This window comes from Nonomuraea sp. NPDC052116 (assembly GCF_040680035.1).
GTDB classification, from domain to species: Bacteria; Actinomycetota; Actinomycetes; order Streptosporangiales; family Streptosporangiaceae; genus Nonomuraea; species Nonomuraea angiospora_A.
Window position 1 is genome coordinate 85,767 of sequence record NZ_JBFAWA010000029.1, and the last position, 15,589, is coordinate 101,355.

Annotated in this window: 12 protein-coding genes; 3 read left to right on the forward strand and 9 right to left on the reverse strand. The window is 73.4% G+C overall.

Features of this window, described 5'->3' with window-relative positions; translation table 11 throughout:
- The gene (locus tag AB0L65_RS42755) at window positions 1–1,035 is read right to left on the reverse strand and encodes a LacI family DNA-binding transcriptional regulator (protein WP_364258224.1); all 1,035 of its coding nucleotides are present in this window, start codon (window positions 1,033–1,035) and stop codon (window positions 1–3) included.
- 94 nt (window positions 1,036–1,129) lie between these two features.
- Here AB0L65_RS42755 and AB0L65_RS42760 point away from each other — a divergent pair, with 94 nt between their 5' ends.
- Window positions 1,130–2,215, forward strand: a complete 1,086-nt coding sequence (locus AB0L65_RS42760; protein WP_364258227.1) for a helix-turn-helix domain-containing protein — start codon at window positions 1,130–1,132, stop codon at window positions 2,213–2,215.
- 4 nt (window positions 2,216–2,219) lie between these two features.
- Here the strand turns inward: AB0L65_RS42760 and AB0L65_RS42765 are convergent, their stop codons facing one another.
- The 6 genes from AB0L65_RS42765 to AB0L65_RS42790 all read right to left on the reverse strand — a co-directional run bounded on the left by AB0L65_RS42765 (window position 2,220) and on the right by AB0L65_RS42790 (window position 11,343).
- On the reverse strand, window positions 2,220–4,046 hold the full coding sequence (locus AB0L65_RS42765; RefSeq protein WP_364258230.1) for a rhamnogalacturonan lyase: 1,827 nt from the start codon (window positions 4,044–4,046) through the stop codon (window positions 2,220–2,222).
- A 243-nt stretch (window positions 4,047–4,289) separates the two neighbouring features.
- Window positions 4,290–5,306 carry an aminotransferase class V-fold PLP-dependent enzyme gene (locus tag AB0L65_RS42770; protein ID WP_364258233.1) on the reverse strand — a complete coding sequence of 339 codons (1,017 nt, stop codon included), beginning with the start codon at window positions 5,304–5,306 and terminating at the stop codon, window positions 4,290–4,292.
- 31 nt (window positions 5,307–5,337) lie between these two features.
- Window positions 5,338–6,843 carry a serine/threonine-protein kinase gene (locus tag AB0L65_RS42775; protein ID WP_364258236.1) on the reverse strand — a complete coding sequence of 502 codons (1,506 nt, stop codon included), beginning with the start codon at window positions 6,841–6,843 and terminating at the stop codon, window positions 5,338–5,340.
- Window positions 6,840–7,844 (reverse strand): hypothetical protein, encoded by a 1,005-nt coding sequence (locus AB0L65_RS42780; RefSeq protein WP_364258239.1) that lies wholly within the window; start codon window positions 7,842–7,844, stop codon window positions 6,840–6,842. Before AB0L65_RS42780 ends, AB0L65_RS42775 begins: the two co-directional genes overlap by 4 nt.
- A gap of 336 nt (window positions 7,845–8,180) precedes the next feature.
- Window positions 8,181–9,773, reverse strand: coding sequence for a serine/threonine-protein kinase (locus AB0L65_RS42785; protein ID WP_364258242.1), 1,593 nt, complete (start codon window positions 9,771–9,773; stop codon window positions 8,181–8,183).
- A 1-nt stretch (window position 9,774) separates the two neighbouring features.
- Window positions 9,775–11,343 (reverse strand): serine/threonine-protein kinase, encoded by a 1,569-nt coding sequence (locus AB0L65_RS42790; RefSeq protein ID WP_364258245.1) that lies wholly within the window; start codon window positions 11,341–11,343, stop codon window positions 9,775–9,777.
- A 96-nt stretch (window positions 11,344–11,439) separates the two neighbouring features.
- On the opposite strand from AB0L65_RS42790, the gene AB0L65_RS42795 reads away from it, so the two are divergent.
- Window positions 11,440–12,438, forward strand: a complete 999-nt coding sequence (locus AB0L65_RS42795; RefSeq protein WP_364258248.1) for a winged helix-turn-helix domain-containing protein — start codon at window positions 11,440–11,442, stop codon at window positions 12,436–12,438.
- Between the two features lie 45 nt (window positions 12,439–12,483).
- Complete coding sequence (locus AB0L65_RS42800) at window positions 12,484–13,080, forward strand: hypothetical protein (RefSeq protein ID WP_364258251.1); 597 nt, start codon at window positions 12,484–12,486, stop codon at window positions 13,078–13,080.
- Here AB0L65_RS42800 and AB0L65_RS42805 read toward each other — a convergent pair.
- On the reverse strand, window positions 13,067–13,936 hold the full coding sequence (locus AB0L65_RS42805) for a helix-turn-helix domain-containing protein (protein WP_364258254.1): 870 nt from the start codon (window positions 13,934–13,936) through the stop codon (window positions 13,067–13,069). The two genes, AB0L65_RS42800 and AB0L65_RS42805, sit on opposite strands and share 14 nt — an antisense overlap.
- An 87-nt stretch (window positions 13,937–14,023) precedes the next feature.
- Window positions 14,024–15,514, reverse strand: a complete 1,491-nt coding sequence (locus AB0L65_RS42810; RefSeq protein ID WP_364258257.1) for a carboxylesterase family protein — start codon at window positions 15,512–15,514, stop codon at window positions 14,024–14,026.
- Between the last annotated feature and the right edge of the window lie 75 nt (window positions 15,515–15,589).

Below are 15,589 nucleotides of genomic sequence, written 5' to 3' on the forward strand. Positions count from 1 at the left end.
TCACTTTGCGGGCGGTGCGGTCGATCGGCGCACCACGAGGTGCGCGGGCAGGTCGGCGGGCTCGCCGGGCTCGCCGGGCGATCGTTCGATCTCGGCGGCGAGCAGCGCGAGGCCGTGGCGGGCGATCGCCTCGAAGTCCTGGCGGATGGTGGTCAGCGGTGGCGACAGGTACGCCGCCGCCGGGATGTCGTCCATGCCGACCACGCTCACGTCGTCCGGCACCGCGCGACCGGCCTCGGCCAGGGCGCGCAGCACGCCGATCGCCATGTCGTCGTTGGCCGCGAACACCGCCGTGACCCGCGGGTCCGCCGCCAGCGCCCGGCCCGCCGTGTACCCGGAGGCCGGGGACCAGTCGCCCTCCGGCGCCGGCGGCTCGGGAGCCCCGGCGGCGGCCAGCGCCTCCCGCCAGCCGCGCGCCCGGTCACGCGCCGCCGGCCACCGGTGCGGCCCCGCGACGTGCCAGACGGTGGCGTGCCCCAGGCCGAGCAGGTGCTCGGTCGCCTGCCTGCCCGCCTCCACGCCGGACGGGCCGGCGACCACCACGCGCGGCCCGTCGAGCCCGGGGATCGGCCGGAAGCTCAGCACGGGCACGTCGGCATCGACGCGCAGGTCTCGGTCCCCGTCGATCGGGTCGGAGATCACGACGGCGTCCACGCCCTGGGCCAGCAGCGACTCGACCGCGCTCGTGACGCCGGCGCCCTCGCCCGCGTAGGCGACCGCGAACGCGTACCCGATCTGTCTGGCCTGCCGCTCCAGGGCGACGAGCAGCGATGCCGGGCCGTAGAGCGAGCTGCCGATCGAGGCGACCCCGATGCGGTGGAAGCGGCCCAGGTGGAGCGCCCTGGCCGCGGTGTTGCGGCGGTAGCCGAGCTCGCGCGCCGCGGCCAGCACCCGCTCGCGGACCTCCTCGGTGACGTACGGCTCGCCGTTGAGCACCCGCGAGACCGTCTTCTGCGACACGCCCGCGAGGGCGGCGACGTCGGTGCTGCTCGGGGGCCTTCGCCTGGCGTCGGACACGTGCGGCTCCTGGGTCATGACTACGTAGTCAGAGTCGCCTCCGGTACGCGTCGATGTCAAGAGCGCTATTATTCAGATGATGTGAACATCTGAATGTTGGGAGTGTGGCTCGATGGTCAGGCTGACCCGGGCGCAGCAGCAGGAACGCACCCGAGCGGCCGTGCTGGCGGCGGCGAGGGAGGAGTTCGCCGAGCGCGGATACGCCGAGGCCAAGGTCGACCGGATCGCTGAACGGGCCGAGCTGACCCGCGGCGCGGTCTACTCGAACTTCCCGAGCAAGCGCGCCCTCTACCTGGCGGTCCTGGTCGGCTCGATCGGGCCCGCGGCGGCCGAGGAGGGCCCGCCGCCGTCCGGCGTGGCCGAGGCGCTGGGCGCGTTCGCCCGCGTGTGGCTCGAACGGCTGCCCCTGACCGGCGACACGTCCGCCGCGGGCAGGCTGCAGTCGCGCTCGCTGGCCGGGGTGTTCGACGACGAACCCGGCCGCGCCGCCCTGGGGCAGCTCGGCAGGCTGGAGGCCCTGCTGCTCGCCCTCGCGCTGGAGCCGCGCGCGCCGGGCCACGCACGGCGGGTACGGCTGGCCGAGCTGGTCCTGACGCTGCTGAGCGGAGCCGCTCACCTGGCCGGGACGACGCCCGGCTTCGGCGACCCGTTCGACGTGGCCCGCGCCTGCCGGCACCTGGCCGGCCTCGACCTCGCCGACACGTGGGACCCGCCCCACCTGCCCTACGTCACCCCCGCGCGAGCCGTCCGGGATGTCTGGGAGCCGCCCGCGGAGCTACCGGACGAGCTCACCGGCCGCCGGACGGGGTTCGACGCCGACGGTGTCATCGCCGTCCTGGGGACCGGCCGGCTGGAGGCGGCCGAGGAGGCCGTCCGCGCCGCCCGCCCGGAGGATCGGGTCACCGTCGCCGTGGTGACCGGCGATCCCGCCGAACTGGGGCGGCTCGTACGGCTCAGGATCGGCGACCTCGCCGGTAGCCTGCGCCGGGTGTTCGGCCCGGATCCCCGGCCGGGCCTGCACCTCGTCCTCGACGAGCACGCCGCCCTAGCCTCGGCCGCCGGGATCCCGGACGCGGACGACGCCACCGAGGCCGCGGTACGCGTCCAGGCGGGCCGGATCGTCGCCCGCGCCCACGGCCGGGGCGCCGCCCACGCCGCGGCCGTCACCCGACCCACCCTTCCCCGTACCGACCAGTAGTGCGTCAGCGGACGTAGATGTTCGGCCTGGGCGGGGTGGGCATGCCGTCGCCGATGAAGAAGCTCGTGTGCGGCGGCTGGTTGTAGGCGGTGTTCTGCCACGCGACCGACACCCGGTAGAGCGGGTCGTGCATCAGGGTGTAGATGCGGCGGTCGGTGGGCGTGGTCGTGGCGTAGATCCGCAGGGCGCGGTTGTCGCCGGTGGGCCAGATGACCTCTTCGCGCCAGTCGCCGAACAGGTCCGCCGACAGCGACGGGGTGGCCTTGGTGCCGTTGTTGGAGTGCACGCCGGAGGCGGTCAGCAGGCGGGTGTCGGCGCTGGTGCCGTACTTGTCGATCCTGGTCTGGTCGAGCAACTCCCGGAGCGGGTCGGCGTCCCACCAGACGAGGAAGTTGACCGAGGACGGCTTGCGGCCGGCGTTGTTGCCGGTGACGCTGCGCAGGTTGCCGTCGGCGGCGGACCAGAACTCACTGGCGATCCTGACCGTCGAGATGTCGCCGGCCACGCCGCGGCCGTTGTCGCCGTTGGCGGGGGTGGACCAGAGGATCTGGCCGGTGCGCGGGTCGATGTAGAGCGAGGACGGCTGGGAGCCCGACTCGCTCACCTTGAAGTACTCCAGGCCCGCCCTGCCCGGGTCGAAGTCGCCCAGGTGCTGGGCGTCGCCGTGGCCGGTGCCCGTGGTCCACATGCCGGTGCCGTTGTCGTTGACGGCCATGGCGCCGTACACGATCTCGTCCCTGCCGTCCTGGTCGACGTCCCCGACGGACAGGCTGTGGCTGCCCTGGCCGGTCCACTGCGAGCCCGCCGAGTTGCTGTCGAACGTCCAGCGCTTGGTGAGCGTGCCGTTGCGGAAGTCCCAGGCGGCGATGACGGAACGGGTGTAGTAGCCGCGGGCCATGATCAGCGAGGGGCGTTCGCCGTCCAGGTACGCGGTGCCGGCCAGGAAGCGGTCCACCCGGTTGCCGTATGAGTCGCCCCAGCTCGACACGGTGCCGCGAGGCGGGTCGTAGGAGACCGTGGACCTGGCGGCGCCGGTCTGACCGTCGAACATCGTCAGGAACTCGGGGCCGGACAGGACGTAGCCGCTGGAGTTGCGGTAGTCGGCCGACGCGTTGCCGATGACGGTGCCCACGCCGTCCCTGGTGCCGTCGGCGGTCTTCATCGCGACCTCGGCCCGGCCGTCGCCGTCGTAGTCGTACACCTGGAACTGGGTGTAGTGGGCGCCCGCGCGGATGTTGCGGCCCAGGTCGATGCGCCACAGGCGGGTGCCGTCCAGCCGGTACGCGTCCACGTACACGTTGCCGGTGTAGCCCGACTGGGAGTTGTCCTTGGCGTTGGTCGGGTCCCACTTGAGCACGATCTCGTACCGGCCGTCGCCGTCCACGTCGCCCACGCCGGCGTCGTTGGCGTTGTAGGTGTAGGCGACCCCGTCCGGCGTCGTGCCGCCCGACGGCGGCTGGATCGGCACGTCGAGGTACGAGCCGCCGGTGAAGCGGAGCGAGGCGGGCGAGGCGGCCTGCTCGGCCCCGCCGACCACCGCCCTGACCGTGTACGAGGCGTCGGCGTCGGCGCCGTTGTCGAGGTAGTTGGTGGAGGCGGTGAGGTTCGTGGCGACCCTGGTCGAGCCCCGGTACACGTTGAAGGCCACGCCGTCGGGGTCGGTGCCGAGCAGCCGCCAGGACACGAGGTTGCCCGAACCGGACCGGACGCTGGTCAGGCCGCGGTCGAGGTCCTCCATCTGCTTCGTGGGCGGGGCGGCCTGGGCGGGGACGCCGTTGATCACCGTGGTCAGGGCGAGGACTGCCATCGCGCCGGCCAGTCGTAAGCGCATTCGCTCGGTTCCCTTCTTGGTAAGCGCTTTCCCGATGGGCGAAAAAGAAAGTTTCATCGGGGTGTTAGCGTTAACGGACGCAGGCCGGGACCGCGGATGTCAGGGACGAATGTCAGACCTGCGGAAATGGCCACAATGTCTCCTCGTCGGCAAACGGGGCCGCCGCGTCCGCGGCCCGGCGTATTAAAGCGGCCCCGTCTCGCGCTCGCAAGGGTCTGTTGTCACGGCTGAGTCATGCCCGGGTCAGGTGAGGGCGTCCAGCGCGCGGTCGACGTCGTCGGCGGTGGTGTAGACGTGGAAGCTGGCCCGCACCTTGCCCGCCCGCACGGCCGCGCGGATGCCGGCCGCCTCCAGGCGCTCGCCTGGGGCGTCCACGGAGACGATGGCCGAGTCGGACGGTTCGAGGCCGAGCCCGGCCCTGAAACGGTTGGCGAGGGCGACGTTGTGGTCGCGGATCCGCTCGACGCCGAGCTCGTCGAGCAGCTCGATGGCCGGGGCGGCGCCGACGTAGGAGAACCAGGCCGGCGACAGGTCGAACGCGCGGGCGTCCGGCGCCAGCCGCAGCGGCGGGCCGTAGTAGGAGCCGCCCTCGTCGGCCCCGGCGTACCAGTTGGCGGCCAGCGGGCGCATGCGCTCGCGCAGGCGGGGCGACAGGTAGCCGAACGCGGCCCCGCGCGGCGCCATCAGCCACTTGTACGCGGCGCAGGCCAGCGCGTCGATGCCCTCGACCCGGAACGGCAGCCAGCCGCAGGCCTGGGAGGCGTCGGCGATGACCAGCGCGTCATGGGCCCGGGCGGCGGCCACGATGTCCTGGAGCGGGGCGACGTACCCGGTGGCGGACTGGACGAGGCTGAAGGCGACGGCGTCGGTGGCGCCGGTGACGGCGTCGGCCAGCCGGTCGGCGGGCACGGTCTCGACCTCGGCGGCCACCGCCCACGGGAACAGGTTGCTGGTGAACTCGATCTCCGGCACCACGACGCGCGCGCCCGGCGGCAGCGCGGTGGCGACCGTGGACATGATCTGGGAGGCGGTGGAGCTGACGGTGACGTCGGCGACGGGCGCGCCGACGAGCCGGGCGAAGGCGGCGCGGGAACGGCCCACCGAGGCGTCCCATGGTTGCCAGTCGCCGCTGCCGTGCCGCCACTCGGTGAGGACGGCTTGGAGCTCTTCGAAGGCGTGGCGAGGGGGCAGGCCGTAGGAGGCGGTGTTGAGCCAGCCGGGGGCGGCGTCCCAGAGCTCGTGCGCCGAGGCGATGTCCATGAGGCCAGCCTAAGGTCACCGGCCGCCGGTTTCAGTTGGGGCGTTTCAGCAGGCGGCCGATGACCAGGCGGGTGAGCTTCTCGGCGTTCCCGGCGATGGAGCCGTCCGGGTCGACGCCCACCGAGCGGCCGTACTCGACCGTTCCGTGGAGGTTGCTCAGCCGGAACTCGTACGTCACCTTGTACCGTCGGAGGCTGCTCGTCGCGGCGTCGGTGTAGGTGAACGCGTCGTGGGCCAGGCCGTCGACCTCGCGGTAGTTCGTGTGCAGCCGGGACGCGACCCGCTTCGAGAGGTCGAACGTGGCGTCCGACATCGCCTCGCTGTCCAGCGTGGTCAGCGTGATGGACAGCTCGCCGCGCCTGGCCTCCGGGATCGCGTAGTCGCTCTTCCAGGAGCACGAGGTGAAGTCGCCCTTGACGTACGTGAACGGTTTGCCCGCCGAGGGGGCGAGCTCCCGTACGAGGTCGTCGGAGACCAGCTTGCACGGTTCGGGGGGTTTGGTGAACGGGGGGATCTCGTCCGGCACGGGCGCGGCGGCCGGACCCGTGCCGGAGGCGGCGGCCGGGGGTGCCGCGGTGGTACCGACGGGGACGAGCAGCGCGAGGCCCGCGCCCAGGACCGCGGCGACGGCCACGGCGGGGACGAGGGCGGCCGGCTTGAGGCGCGTCGAGCCCTTGACCGGGGCCGGGGGAGGGGCGGGGGCGTCGGCGGGGATGGGCCGGCCGACGATCTCGACACCGCCGACCGTGACGGTCGCGACCTCGAAGGCGGGCCGCGCGGCGGCGCCCCGCAGGACCGCGTGGACGGCGGCCGCGTCCGGGCGGCGGGCCGGGTCGGGGTCGAGGAGGTCGCGCAGGAGGGTGGTGAACGGGTCCTTCGCCTCGATCGCGATCCCCTGCCGGACGGCCTCCGCGGTGGCGGCGGGTGTGGCCCGGACGAAGGGCGGCCTGCCGAGCGCCGCCGTGTAGAGGATCGCGCCGAGCGCCCAAAGGTCGGCGGCAGGCCCCGGCACGCCCCCGTCACCGTCGTCGGGGGTGAGCTCCGGTGCGGTGAAGCCGGGCAGCCTGGCGGCCGTTTCGGCGGCGAGGGCCGGGATGGCGAAGTCGTTCAGCACCACGTGGCCGCCCGGGGCCAGCAGGACGTTGCCCGGGTGCAGGTTGCCGTGGGTGACGCCGTGCCGGTGCGCGTACGCCAGCGCGTCCAGCGCGCGCAGGCCGATCGCGGCGGCCGCGGCCGGGCCGAGGGCGGCGCGCTGGTGGAGTTCGGCGCGCAGGGACCAGCCGTTGACGACCGGGGAGAGGATCCACACCTCGTTGCCGGCACCGACGACCTCGTGGACGGGGTGGATCGACGGGTGCCGCTGGCTCCCCGCGGCCATGGCCTGCCGGCGTACCTCGTCGAAGTCGGCCCGGCCCTCCGGGAGCGGCAGGCGCTTGGCCGCCACCTCCATACCGGTGCGGCGGTCGAACACCCGCAGAGCGCGGCCGGGCGCGCCCCGGGCGAGGGGGCCGATCGGGTGGAAGCGGTCGCCGGTCATGAGGTTCCCTGGAGTCTGGCCGCGGTGGTGCGTGCCGCGCGCATGGCGGTGTCCCGCATCTCGGAGGTGACCGCGGAGCCGTTCCCCATCACGGACACCTCGATCACCATCGTGCGGATACGCAGCCAGACGTTGCTGCTCACGCTGGACAGGATGCCCACGGTGGTGTCCTGGGAGAAGCACTCGTCGCCGAGGCCGGGCACGTTCTTGACGGGGGTGGTGACCGCGCGCTCCACCTTCGAGGTGCCGGTCTGCGACTGCCGGCGTTTGCGGAGGGCGTCGAACACCTTGCGCGCGGTGTCCACGTTCGGCTGGGTCTTGATCGTGACGCCGGCGCCGTCCACGGTGACGGAGCACGTGGACGACCTGCTCGGCAGCACCCGGTCCGTGGGGACGACCACCGCGCACGGGTCGGGGGAGGGGGCCGCCGCCGCGGTCCGGGACCGGCTCGGGGTCGCGGGCGGAGTGGCGGGGGTGGTGGCGGGGGTGGTGGCGGCGGTCGAGTCGCGGGTCGCGGTGCCGGGTCTGGCGACGGCGAGGGCCGCCACGGTGGCCACGAGCGCGGTCGCGGCGGTGACCGACACCCAGAGCGTACGGCGCCCGCTCGCGGACCTGACCTCGGTGGGCACGGTCCGCACCTCGGCCGCGACGGCCGCCGCGCGGGCCGCCGCCTCGGCGAGGACGGCACGGACCTCCGCCCCGTCGCGCGCCCGGGCGAGCGCGGCCCGGAACGCGGCCGCCTCCCGCAGCTGGGGAAGGAGCGCTGGGGAGGCGGCCGCGTCGCCCGGGTGGGGCGTGGAGCCCCCGTCCAGGGCGAACATGAGGGTGGTGACGAGCATGCGCACATCGACGGCGGGGGCGGCGTCCGGCGTGGTGGTGCCGAGGCCTGCGAGGACGGTTTCGCCGGTCGCGGCGATGAGGACGTTGCCCGGCGTGACCGCGCCGTGCACGTGCCCGTGCGCGTGGACGACGGCCAGCGCGTCGAGCAGCCGCAGCCCCATCGCGGAGACCCGGCCCGGCTCCAGCGGCCCCTCGGCGGCGGTGATCCGGTCGAGCGAGCCCGCCCCTGATGAGGTCCATGACGACCCAGGGCTGAGGGCCGGAGGCGAGGACGTCGTGCACGGTGACGAGCCCGGGATGGCTCAGCGACGCCGCGAACCTGGCCTCGGCCAGCACCCGCTCCCGCTCACCCGCCCCCGAGCCCGGGCGGGCGGTGGTGAGGGGGATCCGCTTGACGGCCACGTCGCGGTGCAGGACCTCGTCCCTGGCCAGCCAGGTGCCGCCACCTGGGCCGAGCGGCTCGACCAGGGTGTAGCGTCCCGCCAGCACGGTGCCCCTCATCGCGTCAGCGCCTCGACGACCGAACGGGCCGCGGCACCCGCCTGCTCGGGCAGAGTGGGGTCCTTGGCGACCTCACGCCGCAGCGTCAGCTTGGCCACCAGGTTGCTCACCCGGAAGACGATCGCGACCTCGGTCTGCGGCCGGCGATCGTCGGTGACGGTCCACGTCATCGCCTCGTCGCCGAGCCCCTTGAGGTCGGTGATCTCGGAGGTCTTGCCCAGGGAGGAGTATTTCCTGCTCCGTTCGGCCTCGTCCCGCCGCGAGTCGAAGTCGTCGGCGGCCAGCGCGATCTCCGCGTGGGTGTCGGTCGGCTCCTGCGTCTCCAGTTCGAGCCGCAGCGACCGGGATTCCTTGGCCAGGCTCTGATGCCAGGAGCACTCGGCGTTCTCCCTCGGCATGATCAACGCCTTCGGGACGGCCTTGGCGGCCTGCTCCGGGGTGAGGAGGCCGCAGGCGCGCGGCAGGGCGGCGAACCGCCCCGCCCCGTCCGTCGCCGACGGTGCGGCGGCGACGGACGCGGGGTCCGCCGCGGAGGTTCTCCCGAGCTGGGGTACGACGACCGCGCCCGCGCCCACCAGGGCCGCGACGGCCAGGGCACCGAACACGACCGGCAGCCGCACCCCGGGCGGGGTGGCCCGCGGCGGTTCGGGAATTACGGCTGTAGCGGCCGGCCCCTGCACGACCGCCTCCAGCCAGCCCCGGAGCCGTTCCGCACCGGGACGCTTGTGTGGATCCTTGTCCAGCGCGGCGGCCAGCACCGGCCACAGCACGCTCTCCGAGGGGGTGGGTGGCTCGGTGAGGACGGCGCTCAGCGTGGCGACGGCGCTGTCCCTGGCGAACGGGCCGCGCCCTTCGACGGCGGTGTAGAGGGTGGCGGCCAGCGACCACAGATCCGAGGCCGGCTCCGCGGCCCCTGACCAGGCATCCGAGCCGGACCCGGCGGCTCGTGGCGACGTCGGGCCGGTCGGCTGGATGGCGGTCCGATCCGCAGGACCCGCACCAGTTGGATCGGTGAGCTGAACCAGGGTGTGGCCTGTGCTGGGGGTGTGCAGGCATTCGGGGGCCGTGTAGCCCGGGGTGCCGACCGGTGTGCCGGGCAGGCCGCCGACCAGGGTGGCGATGCCGAAGTCCGTCAGCACCACGCGCCCGTCCCCCGCCAGCAGCACGTTGGCCGGCTTGACGTCCCGATGCAGCACCCCCGCCGCGTGGGTGGCCGCCAGCGCGGACAGCACCCGCAGCCCGATCTCGGCCGCGCGGCGCGCGGGCAGCGGCCCGTTCTCGCGGAGGACCTGCTCCAGGGACGGCCCGTGGACCAGCTCCATCACGATCGCCGGATCCCCGTCCTCGACGATCAGGTCGTGCACGGCCACGATCGAGGGATGCCGCAGCGCGGCGGCCGTCCTCGCCTCGGCCAGCGCACGGTCGCACAGCGCGGCCCGCGACGCGGCGTCCAGCCCGGGGGCCAGCCGCACCCGCTTGACCGCCACCTCCCGCCCGAGGCTCTCGTCGCGGGCGCGCCAGACGACGCCCATGCCGCCCTCGCCGACGGGCTCGATGAGCCGGTATCTGCCTCCGATCAGCGACGTCATGTCACCCCCGCCTGCTCAGCGCGGCGGCCGTCAGCTTGGCGGCCCGCAGCGCGGCCGAGCGCACCCGCGCCGCCTCCGTGCCGTCGAAGTCGACGTACTCGACCTCCACCACCATGTTGCTGACCCGGAACACGACGTTGGACCTCACCATGGTCCCCGACTTCCGTTCGGAGACGTCGTACTGGAACGCCTCCTCACCGACCCCGGCGACCGGGGCGGCGGCGGTGGACGTGGTGCCGATCGGCCACTGCATCCCGACGGCGCCCCACTGCCACACCCCGCCGCTGGACCCGTCGCCGTTGATGGTCCGCTTGTTGAGGAACTCCTCGTGCGCCTCCACGGGGAGGGCTTCCCAGTAGTCCTTGTTCTGGGCCTTGGTGGGCTCGACGGAGAGCCCGACCTTCCGTTTCGTCCAGGCGCAGCCGTCCTCCTCGTGGTCGCGCTTCAGCTCGCGCCCGTACGCCGTCTCCTTGATCTGCGCGCCGGTGAGCAGCGTGCAGAAGTCGACCGGCACCGTGAACCTGCCCTTAGCCGGCTCTTTCGATGACGGGCCAGCGCTCGGGGGAGCGGCGGCGGACCCGGGTGGGGCGGCCGCGCGGGGCGGCGGCGGGTCAGGGGTGTCGCGGGCGACGCCGTACCAGGCGAGGGTCCCGACGACGGCGAGCCCGGCGACGACGGCGGCCACCGGGACGGCCCTGCCGAGGTGCGGGCGCGGACGCCGGGGACGGTCCATGGGAGCCGGTACGCCGGAGGCGGCGGCCTCCAGCCACCGGCCCGCCGGCGCGGGGTCCGGGCGGTCGGCGGCCTCGCGCGACAACATGCGCAGCAGCACCGGCCCCAGCGCCGCGCCCGCCCGCGCGGACGGCCGCGGATCCTCGGTGAGCACCCGGTGCAGCGTCGCCAGCGGTGACGCGGTGTGGAACGGCGAGGTGCCCTCCACCGCCGTGTACAGCGTGGCGGCCAGCGACCACAGGTCCGACTGCGGCCCGCCGCGCTCGCCCCGCAACCGCTCCGGCGCGATGAACCCCGGCGAGCCGATCAGCAGCCCCGACTGCGTGATGGTGACCTGGCCGTCGATCCTGGCGATGCCGAAGTCCGTCAGCACCGCCCGGCCGTCGTCGCACAGGAACACGTTGCCGGGCTTGACGTCGCGGTGCTGGATGCCCTGCCGGTGCGCGACCGACAGGGCCGTCAGCAGGTCGGCGCCGAGCCGGGCGACCCGCTGCGGCGCCCACGGGCCGTCGTCGCGGATCGAGTCCTGCAGCGTGCGCCCGCGCAGCAGCTCCATGACGATCCACGGGCGGCCGTCCTCGGAGAACACGTCGTGGACGGTGGCGATGCCCGGATGGCTCAGCCGCGCCGCCGCGTACGCCTCCCGCACCGTGCGCTCGCACAGCTCGGCGCGCTCCTCCGCCGCGATGTCGGGCGAGAGCAGCACCTCCTTGACCGCGACCTCGCGGTCGAGGGTCTCGTCACGGGCGAGCCAGACGGTGCCCATGCCGCCTCGGCCGAGCGCCCGGATCAGCCGGTAGCGCTCGGACAACAGGGACTCGGGGGGATTGTCGATCATCGTTGGTCACATGGTGGTCGTTGGTACGATGCCTCGGCCAGACCCTTTGCAGCCTAGTGAAAACAAGCTGCTCGCCGGTGTCCGAGAAGAGGGTTCGTGGGGCTGCTGCGCATTCATTTCACGGCGGACGACGTGGCGCGCACGACAGTGGCCGCGTGCGCGGACCCGTTGTGGGAGGTCGTGCTCAGCAGGTTCCGGCTGCAGGACAAGGACAAGGCGCCGGCCTTCCGGCCCTGGGAGCGAGCCCTGCGCGAGAGCCCGGCCAGGCTTTCCAGGATGGCCTCCGGGCTGCGCTGGCTGACCGCGCTGGCGCCCGAGGCGCCGTACTTCCCCGACTTCCTCACGCCGGCGGCGGCCCGCGACGGTCTGCAGGCCGGGCTCGACGCGTTACGTGCCACCCCGAGCCGCCGGTTCCGCCACGAGCTGGAGCTGCTCGCCCGGCACGTGCCCATCCCCGCCTGGCTGGGCGCGCTCGCCGACCGCCCGTCCGCGCCCGTGGCCGAGCTGGCCACCGCCCTGGCCGGCTACCACGCGGCGGCCATCGCCCCGTACCACGACCTCATCCAGCCCGCGGTGCAGGCCGACCGGGCCTGGCGTGCCGGCCACCTGCTCAACTCCGGCGTGGAGGGCCTGCTGAGCAGCATGAAGCCGATGATGCGCTGGCGCTCGCCGGTGCTGGAGGTCGACTACAGCCTGAACCGCGACCTGCACCTGCGCGGCCGGGGGCTGACGCTGGTGCCGTCCTTCTTCTGCCGCCGCGTGCCGGTCTCGCTGGCCGACCCCGAACTGCCGCCGGTGCTGATCTATCCCATCGACGCCGCGTTCCGGTGGCAGCCGGGCGAGCGGACGCCGGGCTCGGTGGAGGCGCTGCTCGGCGCCGCCCGCGCCGCCGTCCTGCAGGCCGCCGACGGCGGGGCCACCACCACGGAGCTGGCGCGGCGGGCGGGCGTGTCGCTGGCGGCGGCCAGCCGGCACGCGAAAGTGCTGCGGGAGGCGGGCCTGATCAGGAGCGTGCGCCGGGGCCCCGCCGTGCTCAACCTGCTGACCCCGCTGGGCAGCGGCCTGCTCGGGCCCGTGCCACCGGCCTCGAAGTAGCTTGCGGCGGTACCTGGCCAAGGAAGGCCGCCGTAATTTGGGCTCGTGAAACTGACGACGGAGCAAGTTGAGGGTCTCAATGTGGCGTTGAACGAAGCGGCCTGGCTCGGGATCGACGTCGACGTCGAGAGCATGCGAGCCACGGTCCTGTTGGACGTGCTGACTCTCCCCGCCGAAGGCCCCGCTCCTGACGAGACGAAGATCGTCTTGCTTCTCGATGGAGTCAGCCGAGTTGCCGCGTCGCTGCGGAATGGGTGGTGGAACGATGCTGAAGCGACCGTCGAGGTGTTGTCCCTGCCAGACCTTGACACCGCTGTTCGTGACTTTGGCGGCAACTCGATCTACGGCTGGGAGTTCATCAACCCGCCAGAGGAGATCTGGGCCGATTGGCGTGAGCGACTCAGCCTCGACGCCAACCTGTCCGAAGATCCCGCACCCCATGTTCTGGATCTCTTCCAAGAGCGCAGCAGCGGCAGCCCGCGCCACCTGGATCTACGGGTGTGGTTCCGTGAACTTCGCGTGTGTCGCGGCGCTGGTGAGGAGGTGCCCCTGCAGGAGTTCATCGATGGCGGTGTCCGCTGGTGGGATGGGCTATATGCCGGTGATCCACGAACCACCGGTAAGGGCATCATTCCCGGCTGATCAGTGCGGTACCGCCAGAGGCAGGGGGCCACGCGACGTCGTCGAGTGCGAGGAACGGCGAGAGCGCGACCGTGGTCGGCGTCATCCCGGCGAAGGCCACGACGTCTCTGTGAAGGTGGGACTGGTCGGCGTAGCCGCTTTCCGCCGCCACCGAGGCGGCGGTGTGACCGGCGGCGAGACGGTGGGCCGCGTGGTCGAAGCGGATGAGCTGGGCGACCCGCTTGGGGGTGAGGCCGACCTGGGCGCGGAACCGGGACCAGAGGCGCTTACGGCTCCATCCGGTCTCGGTGACCAGTCGTTCGACCCGGATCCGCCCTCGGGTGGCCACCATCTGTCCCCAGGAGAAGGCGACTTCCGGGTCGACGGCTCGGCCCGCGTCCTCCCGCCGGGCCAGCGCGGCCTCCGCGATCGCGAATCGCTCCTCCCACGACCCGGCGGCACGCAATCGCTCCTGGATTCGTACGGCCTCTCGTCCCCAGAGGTCATCGAGGGCGACCACCGTCCCGCCCAGCTCCGAGGAGGCGCCCAGGATCGCGTGCGCGACCATCGGCGAAAGCCGCAACTGGAGGCACTCGGAACTTCTGGCCATCCCCCGTCCTCGAGCCCCGTTGGGCGCGAGTCCGGCGACGACGCGTTCTCGCTGCCGCGCACCACGGCCGTCCTCGACGACGAACGGCTGGTCGCCGAGGTCGAAGATCACCGTGACCGCGGGGTGCGGGACCAGCGCGACGTCGCGGAACTCGTTCGCCCGGTCGCTGAACCCCGCCATCACGACCCCCGGCAGCCGGCCCGGACGCGACGGGACCGTGATCTGCCATCGAGGCGCTCCGGCGCGGACCGGCTCGGCTGGTCGCACGCCGACATGGTAGTTCGCGGTGTCCACAACGCGACAATCCTCGTCAGCGGCGAGCCGCACGGCCGACCACCGGATGACAAGTCCCGATCAGAGCCGGCCGGTCCACACGTCGCGCTCGGCACCGTCGGGGTCGTCGACGACGGTGATCCCTTCGTCGATCAGCGCGGTGGACCGGCCGGCCAGGTCGTATCGGGGCCAGCCCGGGTCGCCGTCGGCGACGAAGCGGACCCAGGCGCCGTGGGCCGTATCGGCGACGACCTGTGGTGGTTCGTCGCCGGTGAGGGCGTGGTTCGACTCCTCGTCGAGGAGGTCGAACACGTACGGGAGCTCCACCGCGTGGGCGGCGCCGAGGCGGCCGGCGAAGCTCGGCGATTCGTGGTCGAAGCGGTACATCCAGGTGTCGGCCTCGCCGGCGTCGAGGCGTGCCTCGGCGACCCGGATCGCCGGAACTCGGACGAAGCAGTCGGTGGTCACGGCGGCGAGCAGGTCCCCGTCGCTCGCACCCGGCCGCGCTGCCCGGTAGCGCTCGACCGTCCCCCCGGGCGCGCCGAGAGCGCCCACGACCGCGGCCAGGATGGGCTCGTCGACGATGTCGATCATGCCGGTGGGGACGAGGCCGATCCGGGTGTCGTCCCGGTTCCACCCGGCCAGGAGCCGTACGCCGTTGCCGGCGCCCTTTCTCAACGCGTCGAGCGGGTGATCCGGGAGGGTGTCGCCGTCGACGACCGGGGCGAAGGGGAGGCTCGCCCACCTGGAGGGATCCGAGGCGGCCTGGACCTCCTTGAGGAGGGCGGACGCCGCCCGCCCGAGCTGTTCGACCGGCACGTCGCCGAAGGCCTCGCGGGTCGGGGGGACCCCGAGCGACTCGGCCAGCCTTGAGGCGACACCCGCGGCGGCCTCGGCCGTGAGCGTCTGGGCCACCGCCCCGCTCTGGGTGACCGCCTGGCGGAACAGTCCTCGGGCGCGGGGCATGGCCATGAGAGTGACGACGCTCATGGCCCCGGCGGACTGGCCGGCGACGGTCACCCGCCCCGGATCGCCGCCGAACGCGGCGACGTTGCGCTGGACCCACTCGAGCGCGGCGATCTGGTCCAGCAGTCCCAGGTTGGCGGTGCCGTCATCGAGGTGGAGGAAGCCCTCGGCGCCGAGCCGGTAGTTGATCGTGACGCACACGACCCCGTCGCGGGCGAAGGACGTGCCGCGGTAGCCGGCGACGGACCCGGACCCCTGCGTGAACATGCCGCCGTGGATCCAGACCAGCACCGGTAAGCCGGATCCTCCGGGATCGGGGGTCCACACGTTGAGGTTCAGGCATTCCTCGCCGGGGATCACGACCTCCGGGAACAGCGCCGCGCTCTCCAGGCCGTCGTCGCCCTTCGGGCAGGTCGGCCCGTAATCGGCGGCGCGGCGCTCGCCGTCCCACCGCGCGGGTGGCTCCGGAGGCCGCATGCGGCGCGTCCCGAAGGGCGGGGCGGCGTACGGGATCCCGAGGAACGCCGCCACTCCCCGGTCCATCCGGCCCCGCAGCCGGCCACTCGCCACCTGAACCCCTGGCGCGCTGTCCACGGTGTTCGTCATCAGCTCTCCTGTCGCTCGGAATTCCGCGGCCGTCGCACGTGGAGCCGTGCCGGACGCGAGATCGAGCATCACAGG